This window comes from Saccharopolyspora ipomoeae, from assembly GCF_029952525.1.
Classification (GTDB): domain Bacteria; phylum Actinomycetota; class Actinomycetes; order Mycobacteriales; family Pseudonocardiaceae; genus Saccharopolyspora; species Saccharopolyspora ipomoeae.
Window position 1 is genome coordinate 34,660 of sequence record NZ_JASAOF010000029.1, and the last position, 14,464, is coordinate 49,123.

16 protein-coding genes and 1 tRNA gene are annotated in these 14,464 nt (G+C 70.8%); 8 read left to right on the plus strand and 9 right to left on the minus strand.

The genetic code is table 11. The features are described 5' to 3' along the window. The first annotated feature begins 84 nt into the window (after positions 1-84). Positions 85-642: an NADPH-dependent FMN reductase gene (locus tag QFW96_RS27590; protein ID WP_281458667.1), complete on the plus strand. Its 558-nt coding sequence runs from the start codon at positions 85-87 to the stop codon at positions 640-642. A 78-nt stretch (positions 643-720) separates the two neighbouring features. Beyond that, positions 721-1,263 (plus strand): Dps family protein, encoded by a 543-nt coding sequence (locus QFW96_RS27595; protein WP_281458668.1) that lies wholly within the window; start codon positions 721-723, stop codon positions 1,261-1,263. A 60-nt stretch (positions 1,264-1,323) separates the two neighbouring features. On the opposite strand, the gene QFW96_RS27600 is transcribed toward QFW96_RS27595, so the two are convergent. Further along, entirely contained in the window at positions 1,324-2,382 is a 1,059-nt protein-coding gene (locus QFW96_RS27600) for an NADH:flavin oxidoreductase/NADH oxidase (RefSeq protein WP_281458669.1), read from the minus strand. A 433-nt stretch (positions 2,383-2,815) separates the two neighbouring features. Here QFW96_RS27600 and QFW96_RS27605 point away from each other — a divergent pair, with 433 nt between their 5' ends. Beyond that, complete coding sequence (locus tag QFW96_RS27605; RefSeq protein WP_281458670.1) at positions 2,816-4,639, plus strand: ABC transporter ATP-binding protein; 1,824 nt, start codon at positions 2,816-2,818, stop codon at positions 4,637-4,639. A gap of 98 nt (positions 4,640-4,737) precedes the next feature. Here the strand turns inward: QFW96_RS27605 and QFW96_RS27610 are convergent, their stop codons facing one another. Both QFW96_RS27610 and QFW96_RS27615 read right to left on the minus strand, forming a co-directional pair. Then, a complete protein-coding gene (locus QFW96_RS27610; RefSeq protein WP_281458671.1) occupies positions 4,738-6,570 on the minus strand; it encodes a S9 family peptidase in 1,833 nt (610 codons plus the stop codon). A 46-nt stretch (positions 6,571-6,616) separates the two neighbouring features. Beyond that, a complete protein-coding gene (locus tag QFW96_RS27615) occupies positions 6,617-7,150 on the minus strand; it encodes a CGNR zinc finger domain-containing protein (protein ID WP_281458672.1) in 534 nt (177 codons plus the stop codon). Between the two features lie 159 nt (positions 7,151-7,309). Between QFW96_RS27615 and QFW96_RS27620 the strand changes: the two genes are divergently transcribed. Continuing rightward, positions 7,310-8,221 (plus strand): EamA family transporter, encoded by a 912-nt coding sequence (locus QFW96_RS27620; protein WP_281458673.1) that lies wholly within the window; start codon positions 7,310-7,312, stop codon positions 8,219-8,221. 63 nt (positions 8,222-8,284) lie between these two features. Here QFW96_RS27620 and QFW96_RS27625 read toward each other — a convergent pair whose 3' ends face one another. Further along, a complete protein-coding gene (locus QFW96_RS27625; RefSeq protein ID WP_281458674.1) occupies positions 8,285-8,743 on the minus strand; it encodes a TspO/MBR family protein in 459 nt (152 codons plus the stop codon). A 141-nt stretch (positions 8,744-8,884) separates the two neighbouring features. On the opposite strand from QFW96_RS27625, the gene QFW96_RS27630 reads away from it, so the two are divergent. Together QFW96_RS27630 and QFW96_RS27635 are read left to right on the plus strand one after the other, a co-directional pair. Beyond that, on the plus strand, positions 8,885-9,133 hold the full coding sequence (locus tag QFW96_RS27630; RefSeq protein WP_281458675.1) for a hypothetical protein: 249 nt from the start codon (positions 8,885-8,887) through the stop codon (positions 9,131-9,133). Between the two features lie 126 nt (positions 9,134-9,259). After that, positions 9,260-9,835 carry a TetR/AcrR family transcriptional regulator gene (locus tag QFW96_RS27635; RefSeq protein WP_281458676.1) on the plus strand — a complete coding sequence of 192 codons (576 nt, stop codon included), beginning with the start codon at positions 9,260-9,262 and terminating at the stop codon, positions 9,833-9,835. Between the two features lie 13 nt (positions 9,836-9,848). Here QFW96_RS27635 and QFW96_RS27640 read toward each other — a convergent pair whose 3' ends face one another. Beyond that, the gene (locus tag QFW96_RS27640; protein ID WP_281458677.1) at positions 9,849-10,955 is read right to left on the minus strand and encodes an alpha/beta hydrolase; all 1,107 of its coding nucleotides are present in this window, start codon (positions 10,953-10,955) and stop codon (positions 9,849-9,851) included. A gap of 654 nt (positions 10,956-11,609) precedes the next feature. Here QFW96_RS27640 and QFW96_RS27645 point away from each other — a divergent pair. Both QFW96_RS27645 and QFW96_RS27650 read left to right on the plus strand, forming a co-directional pair. Beyond that, positions 11,610-11,777 (plus strand): hypothetical protein, encoded by a 168-nt coding sequence (locus QFW96_RS27645; RefSeq protein WP_281458678.1) that lies wholly within the window; start codon positions 11,610-11,612, stop codon positions 11,775-11,777. An 81-nt stretch (positions 11,778-11,858) separates the two neighbouring features. Beyond that, positions 11,859-12,452, plus strand: a complete 594-nt coding sequence (locus QFW96_RS27650; RefSeq protein ID WP_281458679.1) for a GrpB family protein — start codon at positions 11,859-11,861, stop codon at positions 12,450-12,452. Positions 12,453-12,523: 71 nt separating this feature from the next. On the opposite strand, the gene QFW96_RS27655 is transcribed toward QFW96_RS27650, so the two are convergent. The 4 genes from QFW96_RS27655 to QFW96_RS27670 form a co-directional block, all read right to left on the minus strand. After that, complete coding sequence (locus QFW96_RS27655; protein WP_281458680.1) at positions 12,524-12,709, minus strand: hypothetical protein; 186 nt, start codon at positions 12,707-12,709, stop codon at positions 12,524-12,526. A gap of 281 nt (positions 12,710-12,990) precedes the next feature. After that, positions 12,991-13,173: a cold-shock protein gene (locus QFW96_RS27660; RefSeq protein ID WP_281458681.1), complete on the minus strand. Its 183-nt coding sequence runs from the start codon at positions 13,171-13,173 to the stop codon at positions 12,991-12,993. A gap of 98 nt (positions 13,174-13,271) precedes the next feature. Further along, entirely contained in the window at positions 13,272-13,598 is a 327-nt protein-coding gene (locus QFW96_RS27665; protein WP_281458682.1) for a pentapeptide repeat-containing protein, read from the minus strand. 792 nt (positions 13,599-14,390) lie between these two features. After that, a tRNA-Pro gene (locus tag QFW96_RS27670) sits at positions 14,391-14,464 on the minus strand.

Here is a 14,464-nt window from a genome sequence, read left to right on the forward strand (position 1 = left end):
CTCCAGCGGACTCGAGGTCCTAGCGTGACCCCGCACAGCACAACGGGGGCGACAGATCCCAGGTTCGGGTGAAAGGATCGGCACATGACGGTGACCGTGGTGGGGATCGGTGGCTCGGTCCGCCCCGACTCGCAGTCCGAGCGCGTGCTGCACGCCGCGCTGGAGGGAGCCCGCGAGGCGGGGGCGAAGGTCCGGGCGATCACCGGGGCCGACCTGGACCTGCCGTTCTACGACCCGCACGTGACCGAGCGCTCCGCCAACGCCGCCGAGCTCGTCGAGGCGCTGCGCACCGCCGACGGCGTGCTGATCGCCTCGCCCGGCTACCACGGCACGGTGTCCGGCCTGGTCAAGAACGCCCTCGACTACGTCGAGGACCTGCGCGGCGACGCCCGGCCGTACCTCGACGGGCGCGCCGTCGGCTGCATCGGCACCGCCTACGGCTGGCAGGCCACCGTCACCACGCTGCAGGCCCTGCGCTCGGTCGTGCACGCGCTGCGCGGCTGGCCCACCCCGCTGGGCGGCGCGGTGAACTCCGCCGAGACGCGCTTCGACGCCGACGGCGGCTGCGAGGACGAGAAGGTCGCCGCCACGCTGCGCACCATCGGGCGACAGGTCGTGGAGTTCGCCGAACGGCGGGTGTGACCGCCCGACGTGCGCGGGTACCTCCTGGGCAGCACCCTGAACCGGGTCTGCACGTTCTCGAGGAGGTTGTGCGAGCTCATGGCCCAGAAGAGTGCCCCCAAGACCACGAAGAAGACCGCAGCGACGAAGAAGAGCGCGGCGTCGAAGAACACGGGCCCGATCACCGGCCCGCTCGGCGACGCCGACCGCGAGATCACCGGTGAGGTCCTGCAGGACACCCTGCTCGACCTGATCGACCTGCACCTGGTCGCCAAGCAGGCGCACTGGAACGTCGTGGGCAGGTTCTTCCGCGACGTGCACCTGCAGCTCGACGAGCTGGTCACGGCGGCCCGGGGCTACGCCGATGACGTCGCCGAGCGCTCCGTGGCGATCGGAGTCTCCCCGGACGGCCGCGCCGCCACGGTCGCGAAGGGCTCGGGAATCCCGGACTTCCCCGCGGACTGGCGCACCGACAAGCAGGTCATCGAGTCGATCGTCGACGCCCTCGCCGAGGTCATCACCCGCCTCCGCAAGCGCATCGACGAGACCGACAAGACCGACCTGGTCAGCCAGGATCTCCTGATCGCCATCGCCAGCGACCTGGAGAAGTCCCACTGGATGTGGCAGGCCCAACTCGCCTGACCCACCCCGCCGTCGAAAACCCCGGTTCTCATCGCGTGAGAACCGGGGTTTTCGACGTGATCAGCGGGCGCGTTCGTACTGGACGGGCCAGAGCGCGTCGGCGCGGAGGCGGTCGGCGGCGTGCAGCGGCCAGTGCGGGTCGCGCAGCAGTTCGCGGCCGAGCAGGACCGCGTCCGCCGAACCCGAGGCCACGATCTCCTCGGCCTGCTCCGGGGCGGTGATCAGACCGACCGAGGCGGTGGGGACCTCGGCGTCGAGCTTGATCTGCCGCGCGAACGGGACCTGGTAGCCGGAGCGCACCGGGATCTGGGCGTCCGGGATCGCGCCGCCGGTGGAGGCGTCGATGAGGTCGACGCCGCGCGCGGCGAGCAGGCGGGACAGGCGCACCGAGTCGTCGCCGGTCCAGCCGCCCTCGGCCCAGTCGGTCGCCGACAGGCGGGCGAACAGCGGCTTGCCCTCCGGCCACGCCGCGCGCACCGCGTCGGTGATCTCCAGCAGCACCCGGACCCGGCTCTCGAAGTCGCCGCCGTAGGCATCGGTCCGGTCGTTGACCAGCGGCGAGTAGAACTGGTGCGCCAGGTAGCCGTGCGCGAAGTGCAGCTCGACGACGTCGAAGTCGGCCTCGTCGGCGCGGCGCGCGGCGGCGGCGAACTGCTCCGGCAGCGCGGCGATCTCCTCGGCGGTCAGCGCGCGCGGTGCCGCCAGGTCGCCGAAGGCGTTGTCGGTGGAGCTGACGGTCTGCCAGCCGCCCTCGGAGGCGTCGACGGTGGTGCCGCCGTTCCAGGGCTGGCTGGTGGAGGCCTTGCGGCCGGCGTGCGCGAGCTGGATGCCGGTCGCGGCGCCCTGGGCGTGCACGAAGTCGTTGATCCGGCGCCAGGCGGCGACCTGCTCGTCGTTGTAGAGGCCGGTGTCCTGCGGGGTGATGCGGCCTTCCGGCACCACGCCCGAGGCCTCGGCGATGACCAGACCGGCGCCGCCGATGGCGAACTGGCCCAGGTGGACCAGGTGCCAGTCGTTGGGCACGCCGTCGGTGGCCGAGTACTGGCACATGGGCGAGACCCACACGCGGTTGCGGACGGTCAGATCACGCAGCTTGATCGGTTCAAACAGATGGCTCACACCCACCACGACGACCGCGCGGAACGAGATATTCCGCCGCTCCGGAGGGGCGTTGCTCACAGCGCCGTTCTCGAAGAGCTGGGAGCCGGGGTGGGGTGAAAGCGCGCTCTTCGCCCGAAAAGTCCGCCCGCGCGTTCAGCGAACGTCCAGCCGATTCTGCGGCTCTTCACGTCGAATTCCCCCGGGCGCGCTCATTAAGTTGAGTGGTGTCCGCCGGAAATCGGCGGAGCGATTCAGAACCGATCGATGGAGGAAAAGAAAATGGGTTTCCCGATTCCCTTCCCCGGTAACGGCCACCCGCGTCCGCACTTCCCGGAGCGCCCGCAGCAGCCGCAGCCCGCTCCGGCCCCGCGCCGCTGACGACGCGGGACTCCGACGCCGCGGGCCCGGCGGTGGACCCCTCCGCCGCCGGGCCCGCTCCCGGGAGGACGAGATGACGACGGGTGAGCTCTTCCGCCGGTTCTGGCCCTACCTGCGGCAGGAACGCGCAGGTCTGGCCGGTGCCGCGGCGTTGCTGGTGCTCGCAGCGGTCGCCGACACCGCGGCGATCTGGATGTTCATGGTCCTCACCGACGAGGCCCTGGCGACCGGCGACATCAACGCGTTCTGGGCGCCCGCCGCGTCCTGGTTGGGCATCGCGGCCCTCGGCGCGGTGGCGACGTTCTGCGGCGGATATCTCGCCGCCGGAATTGCGGAGAGATTCCTCCTCCGATTGCGCGGAGCGCTGTACGGGCACGTGCAGGAATTGCCGCCGCACTTCTTCGCGAGAAGAGCGGGAGGAGATCTCGTCGCGCGCTTTTCCGGCGATGTGGAAGCCGTGGAAAGGCTCGTCGCGTCCGGCGTTCTGGAAACCGCGACCGCCGTGGTCGGGGTCGTCCTCTACGCGGGCGCGGCGCTGTACCTGCGCTGGGACCTGGCGCTGCTGTCGTTCGCCCTGGCGCCCGCGTTCTGCCTGGTCGCGCGCAAGTTCTCGGCCCGGATCCGGACGGTGTCGACCGAGGAGCGCGCGGCCAACGGCGCGATCAGCACCGCGGTCGCCGAAGGGCTCACCAACGTCGAGCTCGTGCAGGCGTGCAACCAGCAGGAACGGCAGTCGCAGAAGCTCCACGAGCAGTCCTACCGCTGGTTCCGCGCGAAGCTCGCCCAGGCGCGGCTGACCGCGCTGTACCCGCCGCTGGTCACCGTCGTCGAGACGGTGTGCGTCCTGCTGGTGATCGGCGTCGGCATCTGGGAGATCGCCGCGCAGCGCATCAGCATCGGCGGCCTGATGGCCTTCGCCGCCTACATCGGATACCTCTACCCGCCGCTGCAGAACCTCGGTCAGATCACCATGACGGTCACCGCCGCCCGCGCCGCGGGAGAGCGGCTGGTGGAGCTGCTCGACGAGCGCCCGTCCGTCGCCGACGCGGGCCGGGGCCGGTTGGTGCCCGGTCGCCGCCGGGGAATCCGGTTCGAGCGCGTCGGTTTCACCTACCCCGGTGCCGACCGGCCCGCGCTGACCGGCCTCGATCTGGAGGTCCGGCCGGGCGAGTTCGCGATGGTCACCGGGCCCAGCGGGGCGGGCAAGTCCACGCTGGCCAAGCTGCTGCTGCGGTTCTACGACCCGACGTCCGGGCGCATCACGCTCGACGGCGCGGACCTGTCCGATCTGAGCGTGCGGGCGCTGCGCGACGAGATCGCCCTGGTGCCGCAGGAAGCGGCCGTCTTCCACGGCACTGTTGCCGACAACATCGCCTTCGGCGCGCCCTCGGCCACCCGCGCGGAGGTCGTCGCGGCCGCCCGCGAGGCCGACGCGGACGAGTTCGTCCACGCCCTGCCCGACGGCTACGACACCGAGCTGGGGGAGCGCGGCGCGCTGCTCTCCGGCGGTCAGCGGCGCCGGATCACCCTCGCCCGCGCCATCCTGCGCGGCGCGTCGGTGCTGGTCCTCGACGAACCCACCAACGGCCTGGACGCGGCCTCGGCCCAGCGCGTCCTGGAACCGCTGCGCCGCCTGGCCCGGACCCGCACGACCTTGCTGATCAGCCACGACCTCGACCTGGCCGCCGAAGCCGACCGCGTGGTGGTCGTCGACGGCGGCCGCGTCGTCGACCAAGGCCCGCCCGCGCACCTACCGCCCGGAGGCGGCGCTGACGCCGACCCCCAGGGGAGGAGCGTCGCGAGCCCGCCGACCCGCCACTTCTCCGGGCAGCTGTTCGCCCCCGACGACACCCCCACGGTCCGCCTCCCAGCGCTCCCCCTGAGCTTCCGCCGCTAGGGCGCGCAGAGGTCACCAGGTGACGGTTTTAGCCATAACTGTCCCGACATTTCGGGCATCACCCCCGGGCGATTCGGGCTAAAACCGTCCCCGGCCGCTCATCCCAGCCCGACGGCCCGCCGGGCGAAGTGGATCTCGGTCGCGACCTGGCGCAGCGTCTCGGCGACGACCAGCGAGCCGTGGCCCGCGTCGTAGCGGTAGAACTCGAACGGGATCTCCCGCTCGCCCAACCGGTCCAGGTAGTTGAGGATCTGCTGGATCGGGCAGCGCGGGTCGTTGTCACCGGCCAGCACCAGCACCGGGGCGCGGACCTGGTCGATGTAGGTGATCGGCGAGGCCTTCTCGTAGACCGCCGGGATCTCCTCCGGGGAGCCGCCGAACAACGCGCGGTCGTAGGCGCGCAGCGGCTCCATCTCGTCGGCGAACGCCGAGACGTAGTCGGCGACCGGCACCCCGGCGACACCGCCGGCCCAGCGCTCCGGCTGGGTCCCCAGCGCGAGAAGCGTCAGGTAGCCGCCCCAGGAAGCACCCGCGACGACGCTCAGCGCGGGCGTGGTCAGCCCGGTCTCGATGGCCCAGTCGTGGACCCGCGCGACGTCCTCCAGCTCGGTGGTGCCGGGCCTGCCCTCGATGGCGTCCCGCCACGCCGAGCCGTAACCGGTCGAGCCCCGGTAGTTGATCTCCACCACGGCGAACCCGGCGTCCAGCCAGGCCGCCCGGTAGGCGGAGAACCGGTCCTCGTCGGCCGCGTGCGGACCGCCGTGCAGGTTGAACACCGTCGGCACCGGCCCGTCCCCGGCGCCGTCGGGCCGCGCGACCAGCGCGTGCACGGTGTCGTTCGGGCCGTGGGGGATCTCCACGAACACGTCGCTGACCGGCTGCGATTCCGGCGGGCGCTCGCCGGGCGGGGTCAGCAGCACCTGGTCGTCGCCGGTGGCCGACACGGTCCGCACCAGCGACGGCGTCGCCGCCGAGGACCACACGTACTCGACCGCGTGGTCCGGGCGCACGGCCGCTCCGGCCACGGTGCCAGGGGGAGTGGCGAGCTCGGTGAGCTCGCCGGAGTCCAGGTCGTAGCGGTGCATGGTGGTGCGCGCGTGCTGGGTGTGGGCGATCAGCAGCGCCTTGCCGTCCGGGTACCAGTCGGCGGAGACCTCACCGGGCAGGTCCAGCGAGATCTCGGTCTCGGTGTCGGCGAGGACGTCCCAGACCAGCAGCTCCTCCTTGCCGCGCCGCTCGTGCAGCACCAGCAGCCGCGGGTCGCCGGTGACGGGCGCGAACGCCAGCGCGTCCAGGGACTTGCCCGGGCCGTCCCACTTCTCGGCGACCTCGGAGCCGTCCACCCGCAGCACCCGCAGCGCCGGGTGGCGGGAGTCGCCGTGCTCGGAGTGGGAGAGGACCAGCATCGTCTCGTCCCAGGACATCGCGGCCAGCCCGCCGTCCTGCTCGTGCTGGTAGAGCACCTCGGGCTCGCCGTCGCGCACCACCCACACGGTCACGCCGTCGTCGGTGGACATGCCGAGGCCGGTCACCGAGCTGCCCAGCTCCAGCCCCGCCGGGTAGCCGGGGTGGGTGCCGGGAACGGCGGGTGCGGTCTCGCCGGTCTCGAACGGCTGGACCACCCAGCTGCCGAACTCGTCGCCGTCGGTGTCGTCGAACCACCAGATCTGCTCGCCGTCGACCGACAACGTCCCGTGGAACGTCCCCTGTGGACGGTCGGTGACCTGGCGGTGCTTGTCGCTGTCGCGGTCCCAGGCGTAGATCTCCCAGGTGCCGCTGAAGTTCGACACGTACAGGCTGCGCTGCGGCGCGTCCCGAGCCCAGTCGGGCAACGACACGCGCGGCGCGGTGAACCGCGCTCGCCACCGGCTCTCGCGCTCCGGGTCCTCGAACAGGGCAGTGGGGATCTTCGCCTCGGGGTAGGTGCTCACGCCCCCGATACTGCCCGATCGCCTCACCGGACGCCCGCACCCGCCCTCACCGCGACTTGCGGGCCCGGTAGGCGGCGACGGCGTTGCGGTTGGCGCAGGCCGTGGTGCAGAAGCGGCGGGAGCGGTTGCGGGTGAGGTCGAGGACGACGCCCTCGCAGTTCTCGTCGGCGCACAGCGACAGCCGAGACATCTCGTCCAGCCGGACCACGTCGACCATCGCCATCGCGACCTCGACGATGACCCGCCGGGCCAGCGGCGCGTCGGTGTCGATGGCGTGCAGGTGCCAGTCCTCGTCGCCGTGCCGCACCAGCTGGGGGAGCGCGCCCGCCTCGGTGAGCATGTCGTTGACCAGGCCCGCCGCGCGGTCGCGGTCGGTGGTCAGCAGGTCGCGCAGGACTGGCCGCAGTGCGCGGAGCTCCGCCAGCTCGGCCTCGTCGCGGTCGCGGCGGCCGGTGTAGCGGTGCTCGGCGTACCAGGCGTCGACGGCCTGGACGGTGGTCAGCGCGTCGGGATCTCCGGCGCTGTTGACGAGAGCGACGCCCGCCTGCAGCGCCTCCTCCGTGTCATGGCCAAAAATCATGTTGACATATTACACCGCCACTCCATAGCGTCATTTGTCATGACGCGATTAGCAAATGACAGTGCTGGTGAAGGCGTTCCGCCCGGGGCTGGTGAAGTCGCTCCGCCCGGGGCTGGTGAAGGCGTTCCTCCCGGGACTGGTGAAGTCGCTCCGCCTGGTGTGCGCGTTCCGCCGGGGATCGGCAGCGGGCTGCTGCTCGCGCTGCTCTCGGCGGCCTCGTTCGGCATGGCGGGTGCGCTGGCGCGCGGTCTGCTCGAAGCCGGGTGGAGCCCGGGCGCGGTGGTGCTGGTCCGGCTCAGCGTCGGCGCCCTGACCCTGGCCCCGTTCGCGCTGATCGCGCTCCGCGGCCGCTGGTCGCTGCTGCGCACCCAGGCCCGTCCGGTGCTGATCTACGGCGCGCTCGGCATGGCCGGCACGCAGTTCTGCTACTTCTCGGCCGTGAGCACGATGGACGTGGCTCCGGCCCTGCTCATCGAGTTCACCGCCCCGGTGGCGATCGTCGGCTGGCTGTGGCTGCGGAAGGGACAACGTCCCCGTCGTCTGACGCTGGTGGGCGCGGCGTCGGCGATCGCGGGCCTGGTGTTCGCCCTGGACCTGGCCTCGGGCGCGGACGTGGCGTGGACCGGAGCGGCGTGGGCGTTCGCGGCGATGATCGGCAACGCCGCGTACTTCCTGGTCTCGGGAGAGACGGAGGGCGCGCTGCCCCCGATCACCCTGGCGGGCGCCGGCCTGGTCCTGTCGGCGGCCATCCTCGCGGTCCTGGGCGTGGTCGGAATCCTGCCCATGCACGCCACTTTCACGACGGCGACCTACGCGATCGGCGAAACCCCTTGGTGGGCACCGCTGATCGCCCTCGGCGTCCTCTCCGCCGCCGTCGCCTACGTGACGGGCACGGCCGCCACCCGCCGCCTCGGTTCCCGCCTCGCGTCCTTCGTCGCCCTCACCGAAGTCCTCGCCAGCGCCCTCTTCGCCTGGGCCCTGCTCGACCAGCGACCGGGCCCAGCGGTCGTCCTCGGCGGCCTCCTCATCATCACCGGGGTGGTCCTCGTCCGCCTCGGCGACCGCCCCTGATCTCCGGCGGCGGACCTCGTGGGGTGGGGGAAGTTTTCATGAAAACTTCCCCCACCACGGACATCATTGATTGCGGCGCGCGATCGCCGAGGACAGGGCGGTGGCGAAGGCGCACCACGCGACGTACGGGGCCAGGGCCGCTCCGGCCCGCGGGTCCGCTCGCCGCGTCCGCTTCAGGAGATCGGCCGAGCTCGCGGTCAGCACCGCGGCTTCGACCGCAGCCCACGACGGCCGTCGAGCACCCCAGAACACCCAGGTCCACCCCGCGTTGAGCGCCAGGTTCCCGGCGAGGGCGGGAACGTACCCGGCGGGCCTGGGCGACCGCGACAGCGCGACCGCCGACGCGACCGCGATGTCGGCGTACAGAGCGCTCCACACCGGCCCGAACACCTGCGGAGGCGGCTGCCACCGGGGCTTCCGCAACTCCCGGAACCACGTCCCCTCGGCCTCCACGGCCAACGACCCCACGACAGCGGTCGTCGCGACAGCGACCCCGGTCCCGGCCAACGTCCTCCACGACATGCCCCGATCCTCACCCACCCAGACCAAGAACGCTCCGCACGACCAGCGGGCGCAGGAACCGCCCTGGTCAGAACCCACGCCGCTTTGAAGCCCGGTGAGACCGCGTTGTTCCGGCGAAACAGCGTGTCGGATCATCACCGGGTGAGGATCTCGCTGGGAGATCTCGACCGAGTCCGCGACCAGGCGCCCGCATCGCGCGGCGCGGAAGAGGAGGAGGGCGTCGTGCCCGCACGAGCACAGCAGATCGGTGGGTGGTTATCCCTCGCGCTGGTCGTCCACTTCGTCGTGAACGCGCCGATCCAGGCCGCCCAGTTCACCCGCGACCTGCTCAGCCGACTCGCCGCAGCAGGCCACAGCGGCATCGTCTTCCTCACCAACATCACGACATGAGCGGATTCGACGATCTTCTCCCGGTGGCGCGCGTTCGGGCCCTTCTCGTCGGGGGTCGAGATCGCCCGTGGCGCCGTGTCCCCTTTACAGTGGGGCTCCAGCGTGACCGATCTGGCCAGGTGGGGGATGCCGCGTAACCGACGCCCGCAGGACCGGGAAGAGAAGCGCGGCGAGATCGTCGCCGCGGCCACGCGGTTGTTCGTGGAAGAAGGCTACGACCCCACGACGGTCGCGCGGATCGGGCGGGAAGCGGGGGTGACCTCCAACACCGTCTACTGGTACTTCAAGGACAAGGACGAGGTACTGGTCGCTGTTCTGGACGCGCTGTTCGCGCAGTTCCTGGCCGGCGTGGCGGAACGCTCGGCCGAACCGCCGGTCGAGCAGTTGTTGTGGGCGGTCACCGAGCTGCGGCGGGTCAACCGGCTGATCACGACGGTGCACGCCAGGGTCGCGGCATCGGAGTCACTGCGGGTGTGGCACGACGGTTTCCACGTGCAGGTGGAGGAGATCCTGCGGTCGCATCTGGCCGCGCTGGGCGTGCCGGAGACCGACCAGGACGCGATGACCCGGATCGGGGTGTTCGTCGTCGAAGGGATGCTGACGCACGCAGGCGGCGCCGCGGGCGATCGCGCCGTCGTCGAGACGTTGGTGCGCAGTGCCCGCGGCATCGCCGCCGTGCCGAGCTCGCCCGACTCCAGGTGATGGGGCGGGTCGGCTACCGGCCCGCTGCGGCCGTGAACTGGGCTGCGAGGAACTGAATCTGGTCTGCGACGGCACGTTCGAACAGGTCACCGACGTAGATGTCGAAGTGGTCACCGTCGTACTCGTTGACCTGGACGTGGTCCTGCCCGACCGCAAGACGGGCCGTGGTGCGCGCAGGGGCAGCGCGGTCGTCGTCGCACAGGCACAACAGGGTCGCCGCGGTGATCTTGCGGATGTCCTTGCCCGGCCGGTACAGCGGCAACCGCAACGCGAGCCGGGCCGCGATCGCGTTGGCGCTGTCGCCGCCACCGTCCGAGCCCGTCATGACACCCCAGATCGTGTCGCGGCCGACAGCGGTGTCGCCAGGGCGGAACGGCTGCCCGCCCGTCACGACGGTCGGTGACAGACCCTTGCCCAAGGCCGGGAACCGGGCAAGGGCCCGGGCGGTGCGAGACGAGAGCCGAGTCCCCGCCGGTATCAGCTTGGACGCCTCGGCGATCGCGGTCGGCGACACCAGGAATGCGGGCATCCACCACACCCCGACCACCGGAGCCAGCACTGGCTTCGCGCCGAACACCGACCCGAAGACATCGAGCACTGCGGCGATGATGAGCCCGACCGTGCTCAACGGGCTGGACCGGAGCCGGGAGATCAACGACGCCGGACCGTCGGTGAACGGGCACTGGGCCACCACGGCGGCCACGCCGTGGTCCTCGCCTGCGACCCGCAGCACGTGCCCGCCGCCGAACGAGGTCCCCCACACCGCGATCCGGTCCGGGTCGACCTCCGGCAGGGACCGGCCGTAGTCCAGTGCCGCCCGCCAGTCGTCGAGCTGGTCGCCGATGTCGAGCAACTGACGAGGAGATCCCTCGCTGGCGCCCAGATACCGGTAGTCGAACACCAGCACCATCCACCCCTGCGCGGCGAACCGCTCCGCGAACGCGTCCAACCGCCACTCCCGCACCGCGCCCAACCCGTGCGCCATGACCACCAACGGCCGAGGCCCGCCTTCTGCTGTCGGCACGTACAGCCACGCCGCGCACCGCACGCCCCCGGACTCGAACCACACGTCGCGCCGCACGGAGGCAGTGGAGTGGTCCTTCTCCGCCGAAGTTTCCATCGCCTACCTCATTCAGCTCGCCCGCCGCTCTTGAATTGCAATCAAGAGCAATTGACGCGGACGCTAGATCTCTCTTGATTGGAAGTCAAGAAATGAGGGCGTGCTGCTGCACCGCCGTTGCTCATCGGCACCGCGGCGGAGCTCCCTGCTCGACGTCCAGCGCGGCGATAGTGGCTGTCCAGGTAGTTCGCGGGGTTGGTCAGGCTGCTGCAGTGAGGTGTTGCCCGAGCACCATCGCTCGGCGCAGCAGCACCGCTGACCCGGGGCCTCTCCGCGCGATCTGCGGCAGCGGATGCCCCTCTGCCCGGCGTATCGCCAACCGGTCGACCTTCGTGGACATCGGGGAGGGAGAAAGACCAAGATCGTCTCCCTGTTTTCCAGCCGCGCATCCAGGTATGGGCAAAGGGCCTGGCCGGAACTCCTTGCGGAGTCCTGACCAGGCCCTTTGCCTTGTCGGGGTGGCGGGATTTGAACCCACGACCTCCGATTGTCGCCCCGCCGAGCGGCAGCCGCTCGCGAGTCTCGCCGACCGGGTCGTTCCGGCATCGGGCGGATGTCGCATCATCTCCCGCGAGGATCTCGCTGACCGAGTCCGGCTCAGCCCGTTGCGCACCGGCCGCCGCTGGTCTCACGCGGCGCGGAGAGGAGAGCAGCGTGCCCGCACAAGCACGACGGATCAGCGGATGGTTATCCCTGGCGGTCTTCGGCTACTTCATCGTGACCGCTCCCGCCCAAGCAGCCCAGTTCACCCGAGACCTCCTCTGCCGCCTCGAAGACCTGGCCCAGAACGGGATCGTCTTCCTGACCAACCTCACCACCTGAAGCGCCGTCCCGGTCTAGGCGCGGTTCCGTCGGCTGGACGGAGTACCGCCGCAATCCGCGTGCCGTTGCTAGCGTCGCCGCATGCCACCTGCTGTCATCGTTGCGCCCGACCCAGTCTGGCCAGCCCGAGCCCAGCAGTTACTCCGCGAGCTGCGCTCCGCGTTCGCCCCTCTCAACGGGGCTGACGAGTTCACCTACGAGCACATCGGCTCGACCGCAGTGCCTGGCCTCGGTGCGAAGCCGATCGTGGATTTGCAGGTCCGGATGCCGTCCTTGCGGAGCCTGGCCGAACTCGCCGAGCTGCTCGCGCCGACGCCCTTCGTGCCCGCTCCCGGCGCACGGCCGGATTCCCCGGGCGTGTACGCGGACGTCCCGCGGCCGGGGGATCCCGAGGACGCCGTGCTCTATGAGAAGCGGCTCTTCCACGCTCCCGCCGAGGAGGCCGTCCTCCACATCCGGAGGTCCGATTCCCCGTTCGCCCAGTTCGTCGTGGACTTCCGGGACTGGCTGCGGCACCACCCGGACCAGGCGCGTCGGTACGAGCAGATCAAGCGCGCCCTCGCCGAGCAGCACGCAGCCGCATCGGACTACGACGACTACACCCGGGCCAAATCAGCCTTCTTGGACGAGATCCAGCCGCGACTGCGTGGCTGGGCCCGGAACCGGTCGTCCTGATCGGCCTGCAGCGCGGAAGACCGTCTCCGGCTCGCCGAAGCGGACCAGAATGGGATCGTCAGCGGTTCGGGTCAGGCCGCATCGGGGGTGAACGGGGTGCGCAGCGGACGCAGGGTTTCCTCGTCCTGGTGCACTCGCGGGCGGCGGGGTTCCGGGGCGGTGCGGTCCGAAACCGGCTCGCGGAACGCCACCGGGGCGACCGGCGGAGCGTTGCGCTCGGAGCGGTTCTCGGGGCGTACGGGTGTGGAGACGTTCATGTGAAGTCCTCTCGGCGCGCTGCGAAAGCGGTGGCGCCCTGGTGATCGGGAAAATGCGGCTGCGAGGCGGCGGGATCGGGGTTCCGGGAACCCTGCGCGTGGGAACGCGTTCGGCTCGACCGGTAGGGAATCGCCGCGCGCCCCGGGAGGGCGTCGCCACGGCGGCGGGAGTGGTGCATCGGTTTCGAGGTCTCGACCGCGTCGAAGCGGGAGCTGTGCCGGCGAAACCGCGGTCCCCGGCCCGCACGCGAGCGCGGGCCGGGACGGTGCTCAGCGGATCGTCAGGCCACGCGCACGGAGTCGGCTTGCGGACCCTTGGGACCCTGGCTGACCTCGTAGGTGACCTTCTGGTCCTCGTCGAGGGTGCGGAAACCGGCCGCGTCGATGGCCGAGTAGTGGACGAACACGTCCGGACCACCGTCGTCGGGCGCGATGAAGCCGAAGCCCTTCTCCGAGTTGCTCATGTCTTCTCCTCCAAGAGCTGGAGTATGACGAACGAGAGTCCCACACGAGGGCACACCCCTCGGGCCACAGCGCTACTTCGCTAAACAGCGACAAGTCCTTAAGAGCAAGGTGCGGTGCGGCAGGGGCCTTGTCGGAGCAGAGCTCGTCGGAGCATCACGGGATCCACCCCTTCAAGGTGGGCATCGGTGAGGTAAGCGCCTTTGAGGTGGGAATCGGTTAGGTCGGCGCCGCTGAGGTTGGCGCCATTGAGGAGGGAATGGGTGAGGTCGGCGCCTTTGAGGTGAGCATCGGCGAGGTGGGCGCCGTTGGGGTTGGTGAAGCTGAGGTCGGCGCCAATGAGGTTGGCGCCGCCGAGGCATGCGTGGGAGAGGTCTGTTGGACCGCCGCTCGACCACCGGGGGTCTGGTTTGCCGAGCGCGGTCATCGCAGCCTCTACGTCCGCGGTGGGGGGCGCGGCGGGACAGGAGCCACCTTGCGAGGAGGCTCGGGCCTTCGTCTCCTCGCGGACGAAGGTGGCTAGCACGTTCCGGACGGTTGGGTAGTCCCGTTCGGAGTCTCCGGCGATGCGGTGCAGGGCATAGATGCCGCCCAGCCGGATGTGGACTTTGTCTGAGCCGAGCTGCTCGAGGCTTTGCTGAACCGGTCGGTGAGCTGGCCCTGCCGGTCGGTCTCGTTCTGGGCTCGGGTGGCCTCCAGTTCGGCTTGCGCGTTGATGGCCTGAGGAATGGCGAACACGAGGCTGACCAGGACCGCGCCCAGGGTCAGCAGCTGGGTCAGATCCTTCCGGCCGGCTTGCGCGAGGCGTCGGCCAACCGGGCGAGTGCCGCTGGGGCGGCGCAGACCCGGGCCGGTCGGGCGGGCCGGATTCCGGCGTTGTCGGTCGCCCGGTCCGGCCTTGGGGCGGCGTGGCGTTTTCACGGTCAACACCGTGCCAGCAGCCCGCCCGGCCTGGGGGTGGTTCGTGGTTGATTCGGGGCGCGAATTAGTCGCGCATAAGGCCGTGGGTGCCGGACGACGGGAATGGTGCTGAGCCCGGCGCGGCGGAACGGGAGGTGTACCGCGTTGTATGCGCGGTCTCCCCGCTGGCCGAGGCGACGAAGGTTGTGGGAGAGCGACGACCAAGACCGTCTCCCTATTTTCCCAGCGGCGCATCCGAGCATGGGAAAAGGGCCTGGTCTGAACTCCTCGCGGAGTCCTGACCAGGCCCTTTGCCTTGTCGGGGTGGCGGGATTTGAACCCACGACCTCTTCGACCCGAACGAAGCGCGCTCCCAAGCTGCGCCACACCCCG

Excerpts from the sequence above, each read along its gene's own strand:
- QFW96_RS27655 (WP_281458680.1), bottom strand. The coding sequence starts at position 12,709 with ATGAACGTCTCCACACCCGTACGCCCCGAGAACCGCTCCGAGCGCAAC.
- QFW96_RS27615 (WP_281458672.1), bottom strand. The coding sequence starts at position 7,150 with ATGATTTTTGGCCATGACACGGAGGAGGCGCTGCAGGCGGGCGTCGCT.
- QFW96_RS27635 (WP_281458676.1), top strand. The coding sequence starts at position 9,260 with ATGCCGCGTAACCGACGCCCGCAGGACCGGGAAGAGAAGCGCGGCGAG.
- QFW96_RS27595 (WP_281458668.1), top strand. The coding sequence starts at position 721 with ATGGCCCAGAAGAGTGCCCCCAAGACCACGAAGAAGACCGCAGCGACG.
- QFW96_RS27660 (WP_281458681.1), bottom strand. The coding sequence starts at position 13,173 with ATGAGCAACTCGGAGAAGGGCTTCGGCTTCATCGCGCCCGACGACGGT.
- QFW96_RS27605 (WP_281458670.1), top strand. The coding sequence starts at position 2,816 with ATGACGACGGGTGAGCTCTTCCGCCGGTTCTGGCCCTACCTGCGGCAG.
- QFW96_RS27665 (WP_281458682.1), bottom strand. The coding sequence starts at position 13,598 with ATGACCGCGCTCGGCAAACCAGACCCCCGGTGGTCGAGCGGCGGTCCA.
- QFW96_RS27625 (WP_281458674.1), bottom strand. The coding sequence starts at position 8,743 with ATGTCGTGGAGGACGTTGGCCGGGACCGGGGTCGCTGTCGCGACGACC.
- QFW96_RS27590 (WP_281458667.1), top strand. The coding sequence starts at position 85 with ATGACGGTGACCGTGGTGGGGATCGGTGGCTCGGTCCGCCCCGACTCG.
- QFW96_RS27650 (WP_281458679.1), top strand. The coding sequence starts at position 11,859 with ATGCCACCTGCTGTCATCGTTGCGCCCGACCCAGTCTGGCCAGCCCGA.
- QFW96_RS27640 (WP_281458677.1), bottom strand. The coding sequence starts at position 10,955 with ATGGAAACTTCGGCGGAGAAGGACCACTCCACTGCCTCCGTGCGGCGC.